This is a genomic window from Pseudomonas sp. (assembly GCF_048269965.1).
GTDB lineage: Bacteria > Pseudomonadota > Gammaproteobacteria > Pseudomonadales > Pseudomonadaceae > Aquipseudomonas.
On record NZ_JBLWTV010000025.1, the window covers coordinates 35,064 to 50,610 of the forward strand.

16 protein-coding genes and 2 pseudogenes are annotated in these 15,547 nt (G+C 53.7%); 14 read left to right on the plus strand and 4 right to left on the minus strand.

What is annotated here, in order from left to right; translation table 11 throughout:
• The first annotated feature begins 97 nt into the window (after positions 1 to 97).
• The 9 genes and pseudogenes from ACN0X6_RS21830 to ACN0X6_RS21870 all read left to right on the plus strand — a co-directional run bounded on the left by ACN0X6_RS21830 (position 98) and on the right by ACN0X6_RS21870 (position 6,512).
• Entirely contained in the window at positions 98 to 532 is a 435-nt protein-coding gene (locus ACN0X6_RS21830; protein ID WP_417707190.1) for a group II truncated hemoglobin, read from the plus strand.
• Positions 529 to 720 (plus strand): annotated as a pseudogene (locus ACN0X6_RS21835) (FKBP-type peptidyl-prolyl cis-trans isomerase); the annotation flags it as partial. The gene ACN0X6_RS21830 and the pseudogene ACN0X6_RS21835, both read left to right, overlap by 4 nt.
• A gap of 909 nt (positions 721 to 1,629) precedes the next feature.
• A complete protein-coding gene (locus ACN0X6_RS21840) occupies positions 1,630 to 1,902 on the plus strand; it encodes a hypothetical protein (protein WP_417707192.1) in 273 nt (90 codons plus the stop codon).
• Entirely contained in the window at positions 1,899 to 2,579 is a 681-nt protein-coding gene (locus tag ACN0X6_RS21845) for a hypothetical protein (RefSeq protein WP_417707194.1), read from the plus strand. Before ACN0X6_RS21840 ends, ACN0X6_RS21845 begins: the two co-directional genes overlap by 4 nt.
• Positions 2,580 to 3,014: 435 nt before the next feature.
• Positions 3,015 to 3,272: a hypothetical protein gene (locus tag ACN0X6_RS21850; RefSeq protein ID WP_417707196.1), complete on the plus strand. Its 258-nt coding sequence runs from the start codon at positions 3,015 to 3,017 to the stop codon at positions 3,270 to 3,272.
• Positions 3,273 to 3,621: 349 nt separating this feature from the next.
• Positions 3,622 to 4,335 carry a hypothetical protein gene (locus ACN0X6_RS21855; protein WP_417707198.1) on the plus strand — a complete coding sequence of 238 codons (714 nt, stop codon included), beginning with the start codon at positions 3,622 to 3,624 and terminating at the stop codon, positions 4,333 to 4,335.
• Between the two features lie 428 nt (positions 4,336 to 4,763).
• Positions 4,764 to 5,087 carry a hypothetical protein gene (locus tag ACN0X6_RS21860; protein WP_417707200.1) on the plus strand — a complete coding sequence of 108 codons (324 nt, stop codon included), beginning with the start codon at positions 4,764 to 4,766 and terminating at the stop codon, positions 5,085 to 5,087.
• A 19-nt stretch (positions 5,088 to 5,106) separates the two neighbouring features.
• On the plus strand, positions 5,107 to 5,595 hold the full coding sequence (locus tag ACN0X6_RS21865) for a hypothetical protein (protein ID WP_417707201.1): 489 nt from the start codon (positions 5,107 to 5,109) through the stop codon (positions 5,593 to 5,595).
• Between the two features lie 362 nt (positions 5,596 to 5,957).
• The gene (locus tag ACN0X6_RS21870) at positions 5,958 to 6,512 is read left to right on the plus strand and encodes a tyrosine-type recombinase/integrase (protein ID WP_417707202.1); all 555 of its coding nucleotides are present in this window, start codon (positions 5,958 to 5,960) and stop codon (positions 6,510 to 6,512) included.
• A gap of 296 nt (positions 6,513 to 6,808) precedes the next feature.
• On the opposite strand, the gene ACN0X6_RS21875 is transcribed toward ACN0X6_RS21870, so the two are convergent.
• Positions 6,809 to 8,473, minus strand: a complete 1,665-nt coding sequence (locus tag ACN0X6_RS21875) for a recombinase family protein (protein WP_417707204.1) — start codon at positions 8,471 to 8,473, stop codon at positions 6,809 to 6,811.
• An 81-nt stretch (positions 8,474 to 8,554) separates the two neighbouring features.
• On the opposite strand from ACN0X6_RS21875, the pseudogene ACN0X6_RS21880 reads away from it, so the two are divergent.
• Positions 8,555 to 8,719, plus strand: a pseudogene (locus ACN0X6_RS21880) (FKBP-type peptidyl-prolyl cis-trans isomerase); the annotation flags it as partial.
• Positions 8,712 to 9,653 carry a class I SAM-dependent methyltransferase gene (locus ACN0X6_RS21885; protein ID WP_417707205.1) on the plus strand — a complete coding sequence of 314 codons (942 nt, stop codon included), beginning with the start codon at positions 8,712 to 8,714 and terminating at the stop codon, positions 9,651 to 9,653. The pseudogene ACN0X6_RS21880 and the gene ACN0X6_RS21885, both read left to right, overlap by 8 nt.
• Positions 9,654 to 9,771: 118 nt before the next feature.
• Here ACN0X6_RS21885 and norR read toward each other — a convergent pair whose 3' ends face one another.
• Positions 9,772 to 11,322 carry a nitric oxide reductase transcriptional regulator NorR gene (norR, locus tag ACN0X6_RS21890; RefSeq protein ID WP_417707206.1) on the minus strand — a complete coding sequence of 517 codons (1,551 nt, stop codon included), beginning with the start codon at positions 11,320 to 11,322 and terminating at the stop codon, positions 9,772 to 9,774.
• A 192-nt stretch (positions 11,323 to 11,514) separates the two neighbouring features.
• Between norR and hmpA the strand changes: the two genes are divergently transcribed.
• From hmpA to ACN0X6_RS21905, 3 genes are read left to right on the plus strand one after another with little or no spacing between them, the layout of a single operon-like run.
• Positions 11,515 to 12,696: an NO-inducible flavohemoprotein gene (gene hmpA / locus ACN0X6_RS21895; RefSeq protein WP_417707208.1), complete on the plus strand. Its 1,182-nt coding sequence runs from the start codon at positions 11,515 to 11,517 to the stop codon at positions 12,694 to 12,696.
• Between the two features lie 18 nt (positions 12,697 to 12,714).
• On the plus strand, positions 12,715 to 12,966 hold the full coding sequence (locus ACN0X6_RS21900; protein WP_417707210.1) for a transmembrane sensor/regulator PpyR: 252 nt from the start codon (positions 12,715 to 12,717) through the stop codon (positions 12,964 to 12,966).
• Entirely contained in the window at positions 12,953 to 14,128 is a 1,176-nt protein-coding gene (locus ACN0X6_RS21905; protein WP_417707212.1) for an NnrS family protein, read from the plus strand. The genes ACN0X6_RS21900 and ACN0X6_RS21905 overlap by 14 nt, the downstream gene beginning before the upstream one ends.
• Positions 14,129 to 14,217: 89 nt before the next feature.
• On the opposite strand, the gene rimI is transcribed toward ACN0X6_RS21905, so the two are convergent.
• Both rimI and ACN0X6_RS21915 read right to left on the minus strand, forming a co-directional pair.
• Entirely contained in the window at positions 14,218 to 14,670 is a 453-nt protein-coding gene (rimI, locus tag ACN0X6_RS21910) for a ribosomal protein S18-alanine N-acetyltransferase (RefSeq protein ID WP_417707214.1), read from the minus strand.
• Between the two features lie 32 nt (positions 14,671 to 14,702).
• Positions 14,703 to 15,491 carry an energy transducer TonB gene (locus ACN0X6_RS21915; protein WP_417707216.1) on the minus strand — a complete coding sequence of 263 codons (789 nt, stop codon included), beginning with the start codon at positions 15,489 to 15,491 and terminating at the stop codon, positions 14,703 to 14,705.
• Positions 15,492 to 15,547 lie beyond the last annotated feature (56 nt).

Consider the following 15,547-nt stretch of genomic DNA (forward strand, 5'->3'; position numbering starts at 1 on the left):
TCGCCGCTAAAGCGCCTCCCACAGGATTAGGCGCCTCAAACTGGCAAGCCATTCTACGCGAGCAGTTACAATGGCGCCTTTTCCGCGGAACAACGCGATGAGCCACACACCTCCCTACGGCACCGGTGATGCGTCCTATCAGGCCGCAGGCGGCATCGACGGTCTGCGCCGACTGGTCGACGACTTCTACCGGCTGATGGACGAACGCCCCGAGGCCGCCGCACTGCGAGCCCTGCATCCGGCCAACCTGAGCGCCTCGCGCGACAAGCTGGCGTGCTTCTTGAGCGGCTGGCTGGGCGGGCCGCGTCTGTTCGCCGAGAAATACGGCAGCATCAGCATTCCGGCCTTCCATGCGCAGTGGCCAATCGACCAGGCGCTGGCGGAAAGCTGGCTGAGCTGCATGGCCGGCGCCATCGCCCAGCAGGGCTATGCGCCCGCCTTCTCCGACTACCTGCTGATCCAACTACGCGTACCCGCCGAACGCTCGGTACAGGCCAGTCAAAACCGTCACCGCAAGGAAACCCCGACATGAATGACGAACTGATCATCGAAGACCTGCAACCCGGCGACGGCAAGGCCGTGGTCAAGGGCGCCCTGATCACCACCCAGTACCGTGGCTGGCTGGAGGGCGGCAGCGAGTTCGACTCCTCCTACTCGCGCGGCAAACCCTTCCAGTGCGTGATCGGCACCGGCCGGGTGATCAAGGGCTGGGATCAGGGTTTTTATTAGTGACAATACACAATTTGTTACAACTTTCCGACGAGCAGTGATTGACTTTATTTAAAACATCAAATGCTCTACAGCCCCCGGATTTACTGGGTTTTATAAAACATAAGTATTAAAAGTGTTGTGAAAGTTTGATTCTATATACACTTTCTTGACTAAAAAGTTGAAATAAAATTAATAAAACACTTGACAGATTGGGAAACTAATGTTATTATGTGCTATAGATAAATGAAAATTTATCCATTCCTTCTAGTTCCTTCTGAAGCACTTCCTTATATATGTCGAAATCAGCATCGGCATACAGCGCCCATAACTTCCCTCTAGTTGATTATGGCGCATCGCTGACCTCTTAATAGGTTTCTTCCTTTCCTATTAATGTCAGCACATATTCTCTAGAAAGCCCCTCTAATCCAGGGGTTTTTTTATTGCTTTAAATTCGTTAAACCGACAACTTTTATCTATTAATAACCTAATGGAGGGAAAGACTATTGCCTAAATTTACCAAACATTGCATTTGGTGCAATGCCACTTATGAATTTGTTCGATCTTCAAAATTTACATGTTCAGATGCTTGTTCTATAGGGTTCAAGCGCTGGACTGAAAAGCTAAACATCAATAACACAACAGGGTTTGCTTATTTAGAAAGCATCAAACTATTTGGTGGCAATCACCCGAACAAGAACTATAAGCAAGGGGAACCTCAATGAAATCTACTGAGTGTTATGTCTGTAGCTCACCACTAACACAGCCATCAATCGGAAGACCACGTACCACTTGCAGTACAGCTTGCAGATTGAGGCTCTTCTATCTGCGCCAGCGTGTTTCAAGCTCCCTGAATAAGCTACTAATGTTGGCAGATGTTCAGAAGATCAAAGCTATTGAATCAATATTAGGAGAAGTGTAATGCAAGGATTACAAGTGTGGGATGCAGACGGGAACATCGTTGCCGACCTTACAGACAAGCTTGCCAAGTTAATGGCATCAGGAGAACTAACATTCACCACCTCATCACAATCTTACACTATTAGTGTACCGGGAATGGTAGATGATGGTAGTTGGTATGTATCGTGTACGGGCTATGTAGTTATAAGAATCAACAATGGCTCATTCACCGTTAGGAGATTTGATTATTTCACACCAACAGAAACACATTATTGGGCGGCACTAAAACAATGACAGCAGGAATTGAAATCTATAATACGTCTGGAGATTTGCTCATATCATCAAATGAACCAAACATCTACGTACATACCTATTTACCTAATCTAACAATGCCTACCGGAATTGATCCTGTCGTTATTCCATATTCAGGCTGGCCTGAAACACCAACATTATTGCTACGTCCTCGTGCTGGGCTTTGGTATGGGTGGACGCACATACGACGATCAGGGGATAACCTACTGTTGTATATAAGCAATTTAGGCACAAGAGGAACATTTGATTTAGCCCTGGCATCAACAGCAAAGTCTGTTACTAACACTGGTGATGAAGGTTTTGGTTTACAGATATTCGATGCTAATGGGGAATTGAATTTTTCATCATCAAGAAAGTATCCGAGAGTTAAGCAGATTGCAGCGGTGCCAGGACCAGACCTCACAGTAGCTAATTCCACAACATCCGCAGCAATCACCACTACATTCGACGGTATGCCATGGGTGATCTTTAGAGATGCTACACAAGCTGTTCCATTTTCAGTTAATGAATCTGCAAGCAGTGTTGGGTTCTACTTCTCAGTGAACGCAGCTAAAACAGCAATCTCTGTAAGAGGCAGCGACACAATCGCATCAAATTCAGGAAATCAATACTGGGGTAGAAATCTCTATTTCCCATTGTGTCAAATCCCCGGCACCTAATAACAACAATCATAGAAAAGGAAAAATAATAATGTCACAAAAAAAGAGAATTAAACGTCAACATCGGATATCAGTGAATGTACCGGCATGGCTATTCGAATCAATCAACAATGCAAACATGCAAACATCCCTATCAGCTTTAGTTGTTAAGCTATTAAAAAGCCACATACTTGACTACGAGTTGAAGCAAGAATTTATGAAATTGAATAACAGAGTTATCAATTAAATTAGATATATTCTTATCAATTAAACTTCTTGATTGCAGCATTCTGCAATGGTAAAAGGTCGCGTCTCACCACACTGAGAAAGCACAACAATTTAAATAAACATAAAATAGAGACTATCAAATTCAAATTAGCGTAAGGACAACAGAGAGGAACCAATCCCTGTCAGGCTGTGAAGAATAAGAAAAGTCTCCTATACAGGAGATCAATGATGAATTATTTCGTTGTACATAGACAATCAAACCTAATCGTAAATGTAATTTCCACCAGCGGTTTTCCCCAAACCTCTACAGAACATAAGTTCATCAGGGCAAATGACAAAGCACTAGATGTTTATCATCTGTGGTTATCAAAACATCCTGATCTTTGTCCTGATGTTGGTGATATTGCAGTGAAGACACCCTACCTCCAGCAAGAGAGCGGTAAGGTGAGATACACCACCACGATTGATAATCGTCGCTATCGCTAACAACGTGTTTATTGGCTTGTAGAGCATCAAAGTGTGTTTTTGAGGCTGACCTATGTCTCACACATTTTGCTCCTCTGCAGCCTTAGTGCCACGCGGTACGGATTGCGGAATTTGGCAAACCCTAGATTAAATTCCCAACACACATTCCCAACACACCATGAAAAGCACTGAACACAGATGCAATTAAACAAGAAAGGAAAACAGATGAAAATTGTATTGAATGACAACAGCAGGCAACTGCTACTACAGATAATGCAAGCCATGGGAATTGATTCACCAACTCATGCTGTGCAGTGCCTGATCACAAATAAATATAAATCCCTCGTTCCACAAATGGAGAACAATACTAATGACAAATGCAGTAAAAGCTAAACCACAAACCACTGATGAAAATTTTCTGTTGATCCCTCACCGCCTTCTAAAAGCTCCTGGCTTTGTATGTCGCAAAAAGGGAACAAAGTTCGATCTAAACCTAACTCAGCTTGTGATTTTTCAATACATGAAAGACTTTTATGAAAGCTGCAAAATGAAAGGGAACACCTATCACGAATCACAGCGGAGTATTGCCAAGGCATGCCGCGTATCGAGAGATATCGTCATTAAGGCTATGAAACTGCTTGAAGAACACGGATACCTGATTAAAGAACCAAAATGGGAAGGTTGCAACTGGGTACTGCCCTACGCATTGGAAGTAGTGTCGGAAGAGGTACAGGAGCATGCCGAGAAGGCCCTAAATAAGCCCGTACAAGCAGATTCTAGTGAATCTGATGCAGACGTAGCGCCTACACCAGAAAACAGCTCTAAAGAGCTTATAGAAAGGAATTCAAAAGATATCTCTTCTGTTGATATTGAAGAGAAGCCAACAGTTGTTAAGTCTGCGATAACTAAGCCTATTAAATTGGTTTTTAACAAGAAGCAAGAAGAATCATCACCCCAGCATCCAGCACCAGCAGTGATGCCATCACACCTACAGGAAGATATCCCGGTTGAGTGTTACGGTGATTATTACCAACGAGAATATGATTATCTCGGTATGGAAATAAATGAGAGTTGCCCCTTCTGATAGGTTGAGAAAGCATCTTTCACGAGAGCTGCATTTTGCAACCACCAAAGTTGCATTTTGCCACTTACGAGAGTTGCATTTTGCCACTTACGAGAGTTGCATTTTGCCACTTACGAGAGTTGCATTTTGCAACACAATAAGAATAATAAGAATAGGTATAAGAATAAATAATAAGAATATTAGTATGTAGTGACAATAAAAGCATGTTCTTATTTCGCTCGCGCTGCTTGCTCATAAGAACATAAGAAAAGCAGAAGCAAAAGCCCAACACTGAATTATGATGATATCTAAATACTGACTGCATTCCTTCAGTTAGAAATGCTGTTGTGTTCAGGGATGCTTTAGTTTTTATTCTTATTCATCAGTAAATACCAATACAAACACAAATAACGGGCATACGCCCAATAACAACAATGGAGAATTAAAACATGAAATATTTTGTACTAAGCAAATCAGTAATCACTGGTGTAATCCACACAGATATTGAGATGCACATTAAGTCATCAAAGTATATTCCGGCATCGAAAGAGGCGTTAGCATCATACAATGCTTGGATGAACAAACATCCAAACAAACAGCCAACAGTGGCTGATATCTTCACCAGCAAGCCATCACCAGCAAAGCCAGTGATCGCTAAAAGCACCACGAACAACACCACCACAGCAAGTGTTAGCAAGTCATTGAGTGAGGAAGAAGTTAGGAAGAAATCAATGGTTAAGCAATTTAGACAATTCATGATTAACAAGCGCTAATCACATAGGAGAAATATAAATGAGTAAAACAATTATCAATGACAAAGAATGCACAGTGAAAATGCCTACACAATTCAATGCTGAAGAGCTTAAACAGCTACAAGAGGTTGCGTGCCAACAGTGGTTAGCAGCCCCTGGGAATGCAACATTTCTAATCACTGAATCAAGTTTCATGATTGCGTGTCAGCGCATTGTGGAACTGACACAACAGGGCTATGAACACCTCACACACGGCCATCATCGTACTGACCCATATCTGATTCCTTTCAAAAAGAAGCAGGCTGAAATCGACAAGGATTTGGAAGTGGTCAAAGCTAACGTGAAGACGAAGTATGAAAATAGGATTCGTGACGAAGTGCAGCAAGCAAAATCCAAGCTAATTGCTCAGCGCAAAGCCAACCATGAGCGCAAAGAGCTTGAGAAGGCAGAACAGAAAGAGCAAAAGTTGATGGATGAGCTTGAGAAGGAAGCAGCAGAACTGTTTGACAGTTACCTGAATTTCAACTGAAATAATCCTGTATCACCAGAAATAACCCCATAAAAATGCGGGAATAATAGGGAATAACGGGGGGGGCACATACAGCATCCCCCTCCCCTCCCAACATTCAATATAGCTACACCCCTCATTCTTTCTGCTGCTGCTTGATCTTTGTGTTAAGCAGAATCCTCCCCTCTCTGCTTGTTTGTGTTGTGTGTCGGCAAATGCTGCCGTGTCTGGCCATCATCTCGAAATGGCTTCTAATTAACAGAATCCTATTTTGTAAACTAGCAAAGCACCGTATCTCTTGACTTCGTGTCTAGCGGTGGTATTCTGCATCTATCAGATTTTTTGTGTTAATTAGCCAGGCCAGATAAATAGAGAGGAATACCATGCAAGCCGTAGAAGCCGTCAAGACTCAAGCTGAGGTGCAACAAATTGCCCATAAGCTCACCCTAAATGCACGTGGCAACAGCCTGTATGCTGACATTTGGAATTTTGGCCTTCAGGTGGCGCTACGGATCACCGACTTACTCACAATCACCTATGATGAGGCTCTGTCGGGTCGTCTGGTGCTGAAAGAAGGGAAGACCAATAAGACACGCTCTATCGAGCTGAACAGCAAGGCAATGGACATAGTGAGAGCGCGCCGCGCCGCACACCCTCACCACACCTATCTGTTTGAAGTAGAGAGCAACAGGGCCAGTGGTAAGCCTGTCAGCCGTGTGGCTGTCGCCGTTGCGTTCAAGGCCGTAGGGGATGAACTGGGTATTCAGCTAGGCACACATTCCATGCGCAAAACCCGTGGTTGGTTGATGCACAGCGCAGGCCGGCCTATTGAGTTCATCTGTAAAGTGTTGAATCACTCAAGTCCAGCGGTGACGATGGCTTACATTGGCCTCACTCAGAGCGAGATTGACGCTAGTTACCATGAATTTGTTATCTGAGGTGCATAAGCAGCGTATAAGCCACCAGATAGCCTCATACAGCGCTTTTCTATGCAAGATAGTACGATGGTAGCCCTATGAGCTTAAAACGCCTTGTAGGGCCTCCTAGAGGCCTTATAAAGCATTTCCTGTAATGAACAGATATTTTGATATTATAGAAAAAGAAGGGAGTGGGAGTTGTCCACACCGTTAAGCAAAGCAGATATCAATACAATATCCCCAACATGATATTTCTCTAATCAGAAATATATTTGCCTAACCAAAAACAACTTTATTTCTGGCGGGGAATGGGGAATTCATTTTCTGATAATCCTGACATATGGCGTGTCTAGATGTTCTTCACCACCACCACCATTCATAGCTGACAAGACAAGCCCTGAATATTTCTGATATCGAATGTTTGTTTCTGCTTCTGACAGCAAGTCAGTTGTGTGGATAGCTGGCACTTCGATAGAGGGATCAGGATTCACCATAATCATGGTGTAAGGCTTTTCATAGAGCCTGTACGCCTCTGTGCTGTTGCTCTTTGGTTTTCTCTTCACACCTAGATATTCCCATTGCCCTCTCCCCTCAGTGGTTGTTATACGGCCATCCCTATCGCATTTAATTGCATATCCAACATCTTTAAGCATTGCATTCAACACAACGGGGTCAGAATGCATTAATGAGCTTTCCTCCCTCAACACTGTCAAAGATTCACTTACAATAATGTCTCCAGTGTTCAGGGAAGAAAGCTCTACCTCCAATGCTTCCCTATCGGCTTTCAATGCTATCAGCTTGCTTTGAATCTCTGGTAGATCAACAGACAGCGCCAGCACCACCAACTTGTTAATCTCTGTTGTTGCCTGTGCTATTTCAGCTTCTAAGGTGATTCTACGCTTGTCAGTGTTGGATAAGGTTTGTTTTGCCAATGCCCGCTTGAATGCTCTGTTTGACGTCAACACTTGCACAAGCTTGATGATGTTTATAGGGATAGATTTATTATTAATACACCCAGCCGATTTGAGCCTATGGTGAGTGAGGCAACGCATGGCAGAAGGAATCCCCTTCACTGAATGAAACACCATTGACGCCTCACAGTGAGCACATTTCACCAATCCGACAAGAAAGTGTTTACTTGTGCGTTTCCGCTCTGTTTTACGCTCTGTTAGAAGCTTCTGAACAAGATGGAATGTTTCGGGCTCTACAATTGCCGGATAAACACCATGGATTAAATCTCCCGTGCTATCAGTGTTAGCCCATGCTCCAATAGAAGCAGGATTAGTTAACCAACCTTGAACTGTTGGTCCTGAACATTTAGATAATTTCTCAACACCAGATTGCCTAATTCTTGATGCAATTGAATGTTTGCCAACACCAGAAACATACAAATCAAATACAAGGCGGATTTGCTGTGCCACATCTTCAATTACACCACCCTCTGAATCGAGCCATACGGGCGTATGACGCTTAATTCTCTCCCCACCCTTAGCCTTGGTACGTCTTGCATCATAAGACGCTGATACGCGCTCTGAAAGCGTTTTAGAGTAGCCATGTGCAGCTTGAAGTTTTGCCACCAGTAGAAATATCTGTGTCCCGTTCAAACTCTGCTCTGTGTATTCCGTTCCATCATCAATCGTCACGATGGATACCCCAGCTCGCAGAATGGGCGCCAACAAATCGAAAGCATCCAATGCGCCGCGCCGTGTCGCTCTGTCGATTGCCTCCAGTAACACGCAGTCGCCGGCCCGGATCGCCCCTGCTTCGATAGCTTCACGAATCTTTAAAAAGCCTGATGCGGCCTTACCGGCATGTGTAGAAAAGCCACTCTTAGCTAGGTCCTCAAATGTCAGGTTCGAGCGTGTGTACTCAGTGTGTTGGGCTAACCACCTGTCTATCAGCTCAGCCTGTCGCCTGTAGCTATCACCCTCGGTTTGCCTGTAGCTGGAAAATCGAATGTAGGGGATTGCTTGCTTTGTCATACTGCGCAACCTGAATCAGAGGGGGAATCTCCCAAGGGAGAGGGGTGTAAAGGGGTCATGATAACGCAATATCACAAACCGAAAAGCTGGGACCAGGGCCTGATGGGCATGCGGGTTGGCGGCAAACGCAAACTGCAGGTGCCCGCGCACCTGGGTTATGGCGAGCGCAGCATGGGCGCGATTCCACCCAACGCCGACCTGACCTTCGAGATCGAGCTGCTGGAAGTGCTGACCCGCGATGACTGACGCTGCCCTTGCCGTCCTGCGTGAGCACCTGCTGCAGGCACTGGAAAACCACCCCGGCGCGGAAACCCGCCGCCTGTTCCATGGCCGTGGTCGCTGCTGGCCTGGACTGGAGCAGATCACCGTCGACTGGCTGTCAGGCATCGTGCTGGTGATGCTGTTTCGCGAACCCGAAGCGCAGCACCTTGCCGCCCTGTATGAACTGCTGGACGAGCTGACTCGCTCACCGCAGTGGCAGCACAGCGGTGCACGCGGCCTGCTGCTGCAACATCGTCATCGCGAAGGCAGCGCAAGCGAGTGGCTGGCCGGCGAACCGCAGACGCAGTGGCAGATCACCGAGCACGGCCTGCATTACCTGCTCGACCTGGGCAGCAAGCAGAACAGCGGGCTGTTCCTCGATATGCGCCTCGGACGGCAATGGGTTCGGGAAGAAGTGCGCGGCAAGCGCGTGCTCAACCTGTTCGCCTACACCTGCGGCTTCTCCGTCGCGGCCATCGCAGGCGGCGCAGAGCGAGTGGTCAACCTGGACATGGCACGCGCCGCGCTTTCCCGTGGGCGCGACAACCACCGCCTGAACGGCCACGACCTGAGCCGGGTGGAGTTTCTCGGCCACGAGCTGTTCAAATCCTGGGGCAAGGTGCGCAAGAGCGGGCCCTATGATCTGGTGATCATCGATCCGCCGACCTTCCAGAAAGGCAGCTTCGCCCTCACCCAGGACTACCGCAAGATCCTGCGTCGCCTACCCGAGCTGCTCACCGAGCGCGGCACGGTGCTGGCCTGCGTCAATTCACCGGATATCGGCCCATCATTTCTGATCGACAGCATGACCGAGCAAGTGCCGCAACTGCGCTTCGAACGGCGCCTGGACAACCCGCCGGAGTTTGCGGATATCGATCCGAACAGCGACCTGAAGGCGCTGGTGTTCCAGCAGGGATAACCCTTCGTATCTGTAGCCCGGATGCAGTCCGAAGCCGGCAATCCCCGGATTGCATCCGGGCTACGAACGGGTGCGCACCGCCAGCCAGCACCGATGGCCCCGGTGCGCGCAGCGCACCCTAGCGAATGCCCAGGCGCTTGGCCAAACGACTGAGGTTGGCGCGATCCACGCCCAGCTCACGCGCCGCGTCGGCCCATTTTCCATGATGGCGCGCCAGGCACTGCTCGATCAGCTGGCGCTGGAAAACATCCACTGCCGTACGCAGTTCCAGGCCTGCCGGGGGCAGATCAACGGGCGCCGGCACGTCGTCGAAGGCAGCCATCGCCTGGGCCGTCGGCAAATCCAGGTCCTGCACGTCCAGGCTGAGAATGCGCGGGCGCTCGCCGTGGCGCGCCAGTGCCTTGATCGCCGCACGGCCGATCAGGTGTTCCAGTTCACGTACGTTGCCCGGCCAGTCATGACCGAGCAGCGCCTTCTGCGCCTCAGGACTCAGGCGCAAGCTGCGCAGCCCGAGGCGAGCGCGGTTCTCCTCGAGGAAGTAGCCGGCCAACAACAGCACATCGCGACCACGTTCGCGCAGCGGCGGCACCGGCAACGGGTAAACGCTCAGACGGTGATACAGGTCGGCACGAAACCGCCCCGCGCGCACCTCCGCCGCCAGATCGCGGTTGGTGGCAGCGATCACCCGCACATCGACGCGGTGCTCGCGATCCGAGCCGACCCGCTGCAACTGGCCGCTTTGCAGCACACGCAGCAGCTTGGCCTGGATCGCCAGGGGCAGCTCGCCCACTTCGTCGAGAAACAGGCTGCCGCCATCAGCCAGCTCGAACTTGCCACTGCGCTCGTTCATGGCCCCGGAAAAGGCGCCGCGCACATGGCCGAACAGCTCGCTCTCCACCAGCGCATCGGGCAACGCCGCACAGTTGATGCTGACCAGCGGGCGCTGCGCACGTGGCGAAGCCGCGTGGATCGCCTCGGCCACCAACTCCTTGCCGACCCCGGTCTCGCCGGTGATCAGCACCGTCAGCGGGCTGTCACCGACCAGGCGAATCTCGTCCTGCAGCTTGCGCAGCGCCGCACTCTGCCCCACCAGTTCGCGCGGTTGCTGGCGAGCCTGCTTGTACAACTCGGTGAGCTGGCGCTCGGCTTCAATCCGCTGCGCCAGGCCGCTGATGCGTTCGCTGACCTTGACCGTAGCCGCGGCCAGGCTGGCGAACGCATCGAGGCTGTCCAGATCGAGCCGGCCAAAGCTGGCCGGGTCGAGCGAGTCCAGGGTCAGCAGGCCCCAGAGCCGCTCGTCCAGATACAAGGGGCAGCCCAGGCAATCGTGTACTTCCAGGTGGCCATGCAGCCCCTCGACCAGACCGTCGTAGGGATCAGGCAGGCCGCAATCAGCGGCGAAACGGGTCGGCCCGACGTGTTCCAGTAACGCAGCCAGGCGTGGATGCTCGTTGACCTTGAAGCGCCGCCCCAAGGTATCGGGGCTCAGCCCCTCGACCGCCAGGGGAACCAGGATTTCGCCGTCGAGTCGCAGCAGCGCCACGGCATCGCAGGGGAACAACTGACGCAGGGCCGCGAGCAGGCGACGATAACGTTCGCCGTCGTCCAACTCGCGAGACAGATCGGCGACCAGGGGAATAAGCGTTTCCAGCAGAGGATTAGCGGTCATTTAGACTACTCAAAGTCATTATGACCCACATGCAAAGCGAGTCATTAACACAACAAAACAAGTAAGCAGCTGATATTTAAGGATTATTTAATTGGCACGCTTACTGATAGGTATCTATCGCTAACGCTAGCACGCCACAACTGGCCAGACGAGCCACACCGGCGTCTTTATTTGCCCTGCGGAGATACCCTTATGCTGACCAATGCTCAACGCGACCTGATCAAAGCCACCGTGCCGCTGCTGGAAAGCGGCGGCGAGGCGCTGACCACCCACTTCTACCGGATGATGCTCAGCGAGCACCCCGAGGTGCGCCCGCTGTTCAACCAGGCCCACCAGGCCAGCGGTGACCAGCCGCGCGCCCTGGCAGGCGGCGTACTGATGTACGCCCGCCATATCGACCGCCTCGAAGCCCTCGGCCCGCTGGTGCGTCAGGTGGTGAACAAACACGTGGCCCTGCAGATTCTCCCCGAGCACTACCCCATCGTTGGCGGCTGCCTGCTGCGCGCGATCCGCGAGGTGCTGGGTGCCGAGATCGCCACCGACGCGGTGATCGAAGCCTGGGCCGTGGCTTACCAGCAACTGGCCGATATTTTCATCGGCGCCGAAGAGCAGCTCTATACCGAGAATGCAGCGGCGCCGGGCGGCTGGCGCGGCGCGCGCGCCTTCCGCGTGGCGCGCAAGGTAGCCGAGAGCGCCGAGATCACCTCGTTTCACCTTGTACCGGTCGATGGCGGCGCCCTGCTCGACCATCAACCCGGCCAGTACATCGGCATGCGCCTGCTGCTGGATGGCGAAGAAGTGCGCCGCAACTACTCGCTGTCGGCCCTGGCCAACGGTCGCGAATATCGCATCAGCGTCAAGCGCGAGGCCGGCGGCCGTGTCTCCAATCACCTGCACGATAACGTTCAGGTCGGCGACGAACTCGAACTGTTCCCGCCGTCTGGCGAGTTCACCCTGAGCGCCTCGGACAAGCCGCTGGCCCTGATCAGTGCCGGCGTCGGTATCACCCCGGCGCTGGCCATGCTCGACGCGGCGCGGCACAGCGGCCGTCCCATCCACTTCATCCACTGCGCGCGCAATGCCGAGGTGCACGCTTTCCGCGACTGGGTCGATGCCCATGCCGCCGAACACCCACAGATCCGTCACTACGTTTGCTACAGCGAACCGCGGGACGGCGACCAGGCCGACGCCAGCGGTTTTCTGAGCCGCGATCTGCTGGAGCAATGGCTGCCGGCCGAGCGCGATCTGGACGCCTACTTCCTCGGGCCGAAACCCTTCATGGCTCAGGTCAAGCGTCATCTGCAGGCACTGGGCGTTCCCGCCGAGCAAAGCCGCTACGAATTCTTCGGCCCGGCTTCGGCACTGGATAGCTGATCAATCAGGAGGTAAACCATGTATCCGCTCAATCTTCCAGCTGCGCACATTCTTCATCTGTCCAGCCAACTGCTCGGGGGCGGCCTGATTCTGCTGCTCGTCGGGCTGGTCTTGGCCTACTGCCTGGACAAGCACCTGAATGTGCCGACACTGGTATTGGCCCACAGCCTGACACTGATCGGCCCCAGCGTACTGAAGATCGGCTACGTGCTGCGTCTGATCGCTCAGGAGCGCCTGAACGACAGGGCATGTGCTCATGCAATTGCTTGATCGCCAGCAGGCCCTGGCCATTGCGCCGCTCTGGCGCCTGGGCTTTCGGCCGTTCTTCCTCGCTGGCGCCCTGTTCGCCCTGCTCGCCGTCGCCCTCTGGGCGGCGGTGCTGCACGGCCTGACAAACCCAGCGGTGCCCGGCGGCATGTTGGCCTGGCATCGCCACGAAATGCCCTTCGGCTTCGGCCTGGCGATCATCGCCGGCTTTCTGCTCACTGCCGTGCAGACCTGGACGGGCCGCCCCGGCCTCGGCGGGCGCCCCTTGATCGCGCTGTTCGGCTTGTGGCTGGCGGCGCGCCTGGCCTGGTTCGCCCCCGCGCCGTTGCCGGTGCTGATCACCCTGCAACTGGCCTTTATCGGCCTGTTCATCGCACAGATGGCGCACCAGTTGCTTGCCGCAAAACAGCGCAACAACTACCCGATTCTGCTGGTGCTGAGCCTGCTCGCCCTGTGTCAGTCCCTCACTCTCGCTGGCCTGGCAAGCGGAGATGGCGACCTGCAACGCCGAGGGGCACTGGCCGCACTGTGGCTGATTGCAGTGATGCTGGGCCTGATCGGTGGACGGGTGATCCCCTTCTTCACGCAGCGCGGCCTGGGGCGGGTCGAGGCCTTCGCCGCCCATCCCTGGCTGGACCGTCTACTGCTGGCCTGCGGCGTGCTGGTCGCGGCACTGTTTGCCAGCGGACATAACCTGCAGGCCCGGTCCTGGTTGGCCGTGCCCTTTATCGTGCTGAGCGTGCTGCACGGCCTGCGCCTGTGGCGCTGGTACCTGCCGGGCATCTGGCGCGTGCCGCTGCTGTGGTCGCTGCATCTGGCCTACACCTGGCTGCTGATCGCCAGCCTCGGCATGGCGGCCTGGCACCTGGGCTGGCTGACACAACCCAGCCTGGCCAGCCACGCATTGGCGGTGGGTGCGATGGGCGGGCTGATCCTGGCGATGATGGCGCGGGTCAGCCTCGGCCACACCGGGCGCGCCCTGCAACCACCAGGCGCGATGACCTGGGCCTTCGGCCTGCTCAATCTGGGCGCGTTGATCCGGGTCGCGGCCGGTGGCGGGTGGCTAGGGTTGGCAGCGCTTTGCTGGGGCCTGGCCTTCGCCCTGTTCGCCTGGCATTACGCGCCGATGCTGTGTCGGGCGCGGGTGGATGGGCATCCGGGGTGAAACGCCTGGTGCGATCAAACGGCCAGACCGTAGCCCGGATGCAATCCGGGGCAACGATTTCCCGGATTGCATCCGGGCTACGCTGTTAATCAATCGACCAGTGTGCAAGCCATCACCAGCGCATCTTCGCGCCCACCCACTGCCGGATAGTAATCACGCCGACGCCCCACTTCGTTGAAGCCGAAGCGCTCGTACAGGCGATAGGCACTCTGGTTGCTGGCGCGCACTTCGAGGAAACACTCGCGGCCGCCCAACTCGTACGCCTCTTTCATCAGGTGTTCGAGCAGGCGCAGGCCGAGGCCACGGCCCTGACTTTCCGCCTTGACGGTGATATTGAGCAGGTGCGCTTCGTCGAGAATCAGGTTGATCACACCATGGCCGACCTGCTGATTGCCCTCGAACATCAGCCAGCAGTTATAGGACTTGAGGCTGTCGGTGAAGATGCCACGCGTCCAGGGGTGGCTGAAGGCGGCATATTCGATCTTCAGCACGGCATCGAGATCCGCCTCGGTCATCGGGCGGAAGGTAATCGCATCGCTCATTGGGCGTAACTCGGGCACAAAGACGGGGGTTCTCAGGAACGAGCGGAGGCTGACCAGCGCTGACGCACGCGTCGCATGGCCTGCCACAGTTCGCGCTTGCGCGCTGGCTCTTCCATCAACAGTTCCAGGCCTGGCAAGGCCCAGCAGGCGCCAAGGCCTTCGACCTGCAGTTCGCGGTTGTAGCTGTGTTCGTCGCCTTCGCCGGCAAAGCGAATGGCCGGCAGCCCCACCAGCCACAGGCAGGCGCTCGGCTGCTCCTCCAGACGCGCAGCCACGAAGCTCTGCACGAATTCCAGCGCCGCTTGCGGGCCTTGATCCATATTGCCGCGCACCAGCAGCGGCCAGCGCACCGGTTCGCCAAGCAGCTGCGGGCTGTCCGGCAGGCCCGCGGCGCGCAGCAGATCCTTGAGCAGGATGTAGGCCGGGTCACGGCTCTGGAAAGGCTGGCCAGTGGGCAGCTCAACCAACAGCGCGCAGTCGCCGGCGCGCAGCAACTGCAGGGAAAAACGCGGCGGTGGCGCACTGACGCGAGCCGGTTTTTCCTCGACCGGTTCCGCCTCCGCCGCTGGCACTTCGGCCATCACCGTGCGCGGCTGGGCGCCAGGGCGCGGAATCTCGATCTTCGGCCGCTCGACCGGCGCCTCACGCACGGCTGCCGGAGTGACGGCAACAGGCTCTGGCACAGGCTCGAACACCTCTGCCTGCTGCGGCTCGAGCAGCTCCAGGCGCGACGCCGCCGCAAAGGGCAGTTCGGTGCGCGGCAGCCAGGTGGCCACCTGCATGGCGTCGAGGTAGGCGCGACGGCGCTGTTCGGGAATCACAGGCGCTCCAGAGAGAGGATTTTCAACAAAGGCGGATTGTCGCGTGAAATGGCCGG

Bases quoted from the DNA above. Each gene is read 5' to 3' on its own strand.
- ACN0X6_RS21830 (WP_417707190.1), top strand. From the start codon at position 98: ATGAGCCACACACCTCCCTACGGCACCGGTGATGCGTCCTATCAGGCC.
- ACN0X6_RS21840 (WP_417707192.1), top strand. From the start codon at position 1,630: ATGCAAGGATTACAAGTGTGGGATGCAGACGGGAACATCGTTGCCGAC.
- ACN0X6_RS21845 (WP_417707194.1), top strand. From the start codon at position 1,899: ATGACAGCAGGAATTGAAATCTATAATACGTCTGGAGATTTGCTCATA.
- ACN0X6_RS21850 (WP_417707196.1), top strand. From the start codon at position 3,015: ATGAATTATTTCGTTGTACATAGACAATCAAACCTAATCGTAAATGTA.
- ACN0X6_RS21855 (WP_417707198.1), top strand. From the start codon at position 3,622: ATGACAAATGCAGTAAAAGCTAAACCACAAACCACTGATGAAAATTTT.
- ACN0X6_RS21860 (WP_417707200.1), top strand. From the start codon at position 4,764: ATGAAATATTTTGTACTAAGCAAATCAGTAATCACTGGTGTAATCCAC.
- ACN0X6_RS21865 (WP_417707201.1), top strand. From the start codon at position 5,107: ATGAGTAAAACAATTATCAATGACAAAGAATGCACAGTGAAAATGCCT.
- ACN0X6_RS21870 (WP_417707202.1), top strand. From the start codon at position 5,958: ATGCAAGCCGTAGAAGCCGTCAAGACTCAAGCTGAGGTGCAACAAATT.
- ACN0X6_RS21875 (WP_417707204.1), bottom strand. From the start codon at position 8,473: ATGACAAAGCAAGCAATCCCCTACATTCGATTTTCCAGCTACAGGCAA.
- ACN0X6_RS21885 (WP_417707205.1), top strand. From the start codon at position 8,712: ATGACTGACGCTGCCCTTGCCGTCCTGCGTGAGCACCTGCTGCAGGCA.
- norR (WP_417707206.1), bottom strand. From the start codon at position 11,322: ATGACCGCTAATCCTCTGCTGGAAACGCTTATTCCCCTGGTCGCCGAT.
- hmpA (WP_417707208.1), top strand. From the start codon at position 11,515: ATGCTGACCAATGCTCAACGCGACCTGATCAAAGCCACCGTGCCGCTG.
- ACN0X6_RS21900 (WP_417707210.1), top strand. From the start codon at position 12,715: ATGTATCCGCTCAATCTTCCAGCTGCGCACATTCTTCATCTGTCCAGC.
- ACN0X6_RS21905 (WP_417707212.1), top strand. From the start codon at position 12,953: ATGCAATTGCTTGATCGCCAGCAGGCCCTGGCCATTGCGCCGCTCTGG.
- rimI (WP_417707214.1), bottom strand. From the start codon at position 14,670: ATGAGCGATGCGATTACCTTCCGCCCGATGACCGAGGCGGATCTCGAT.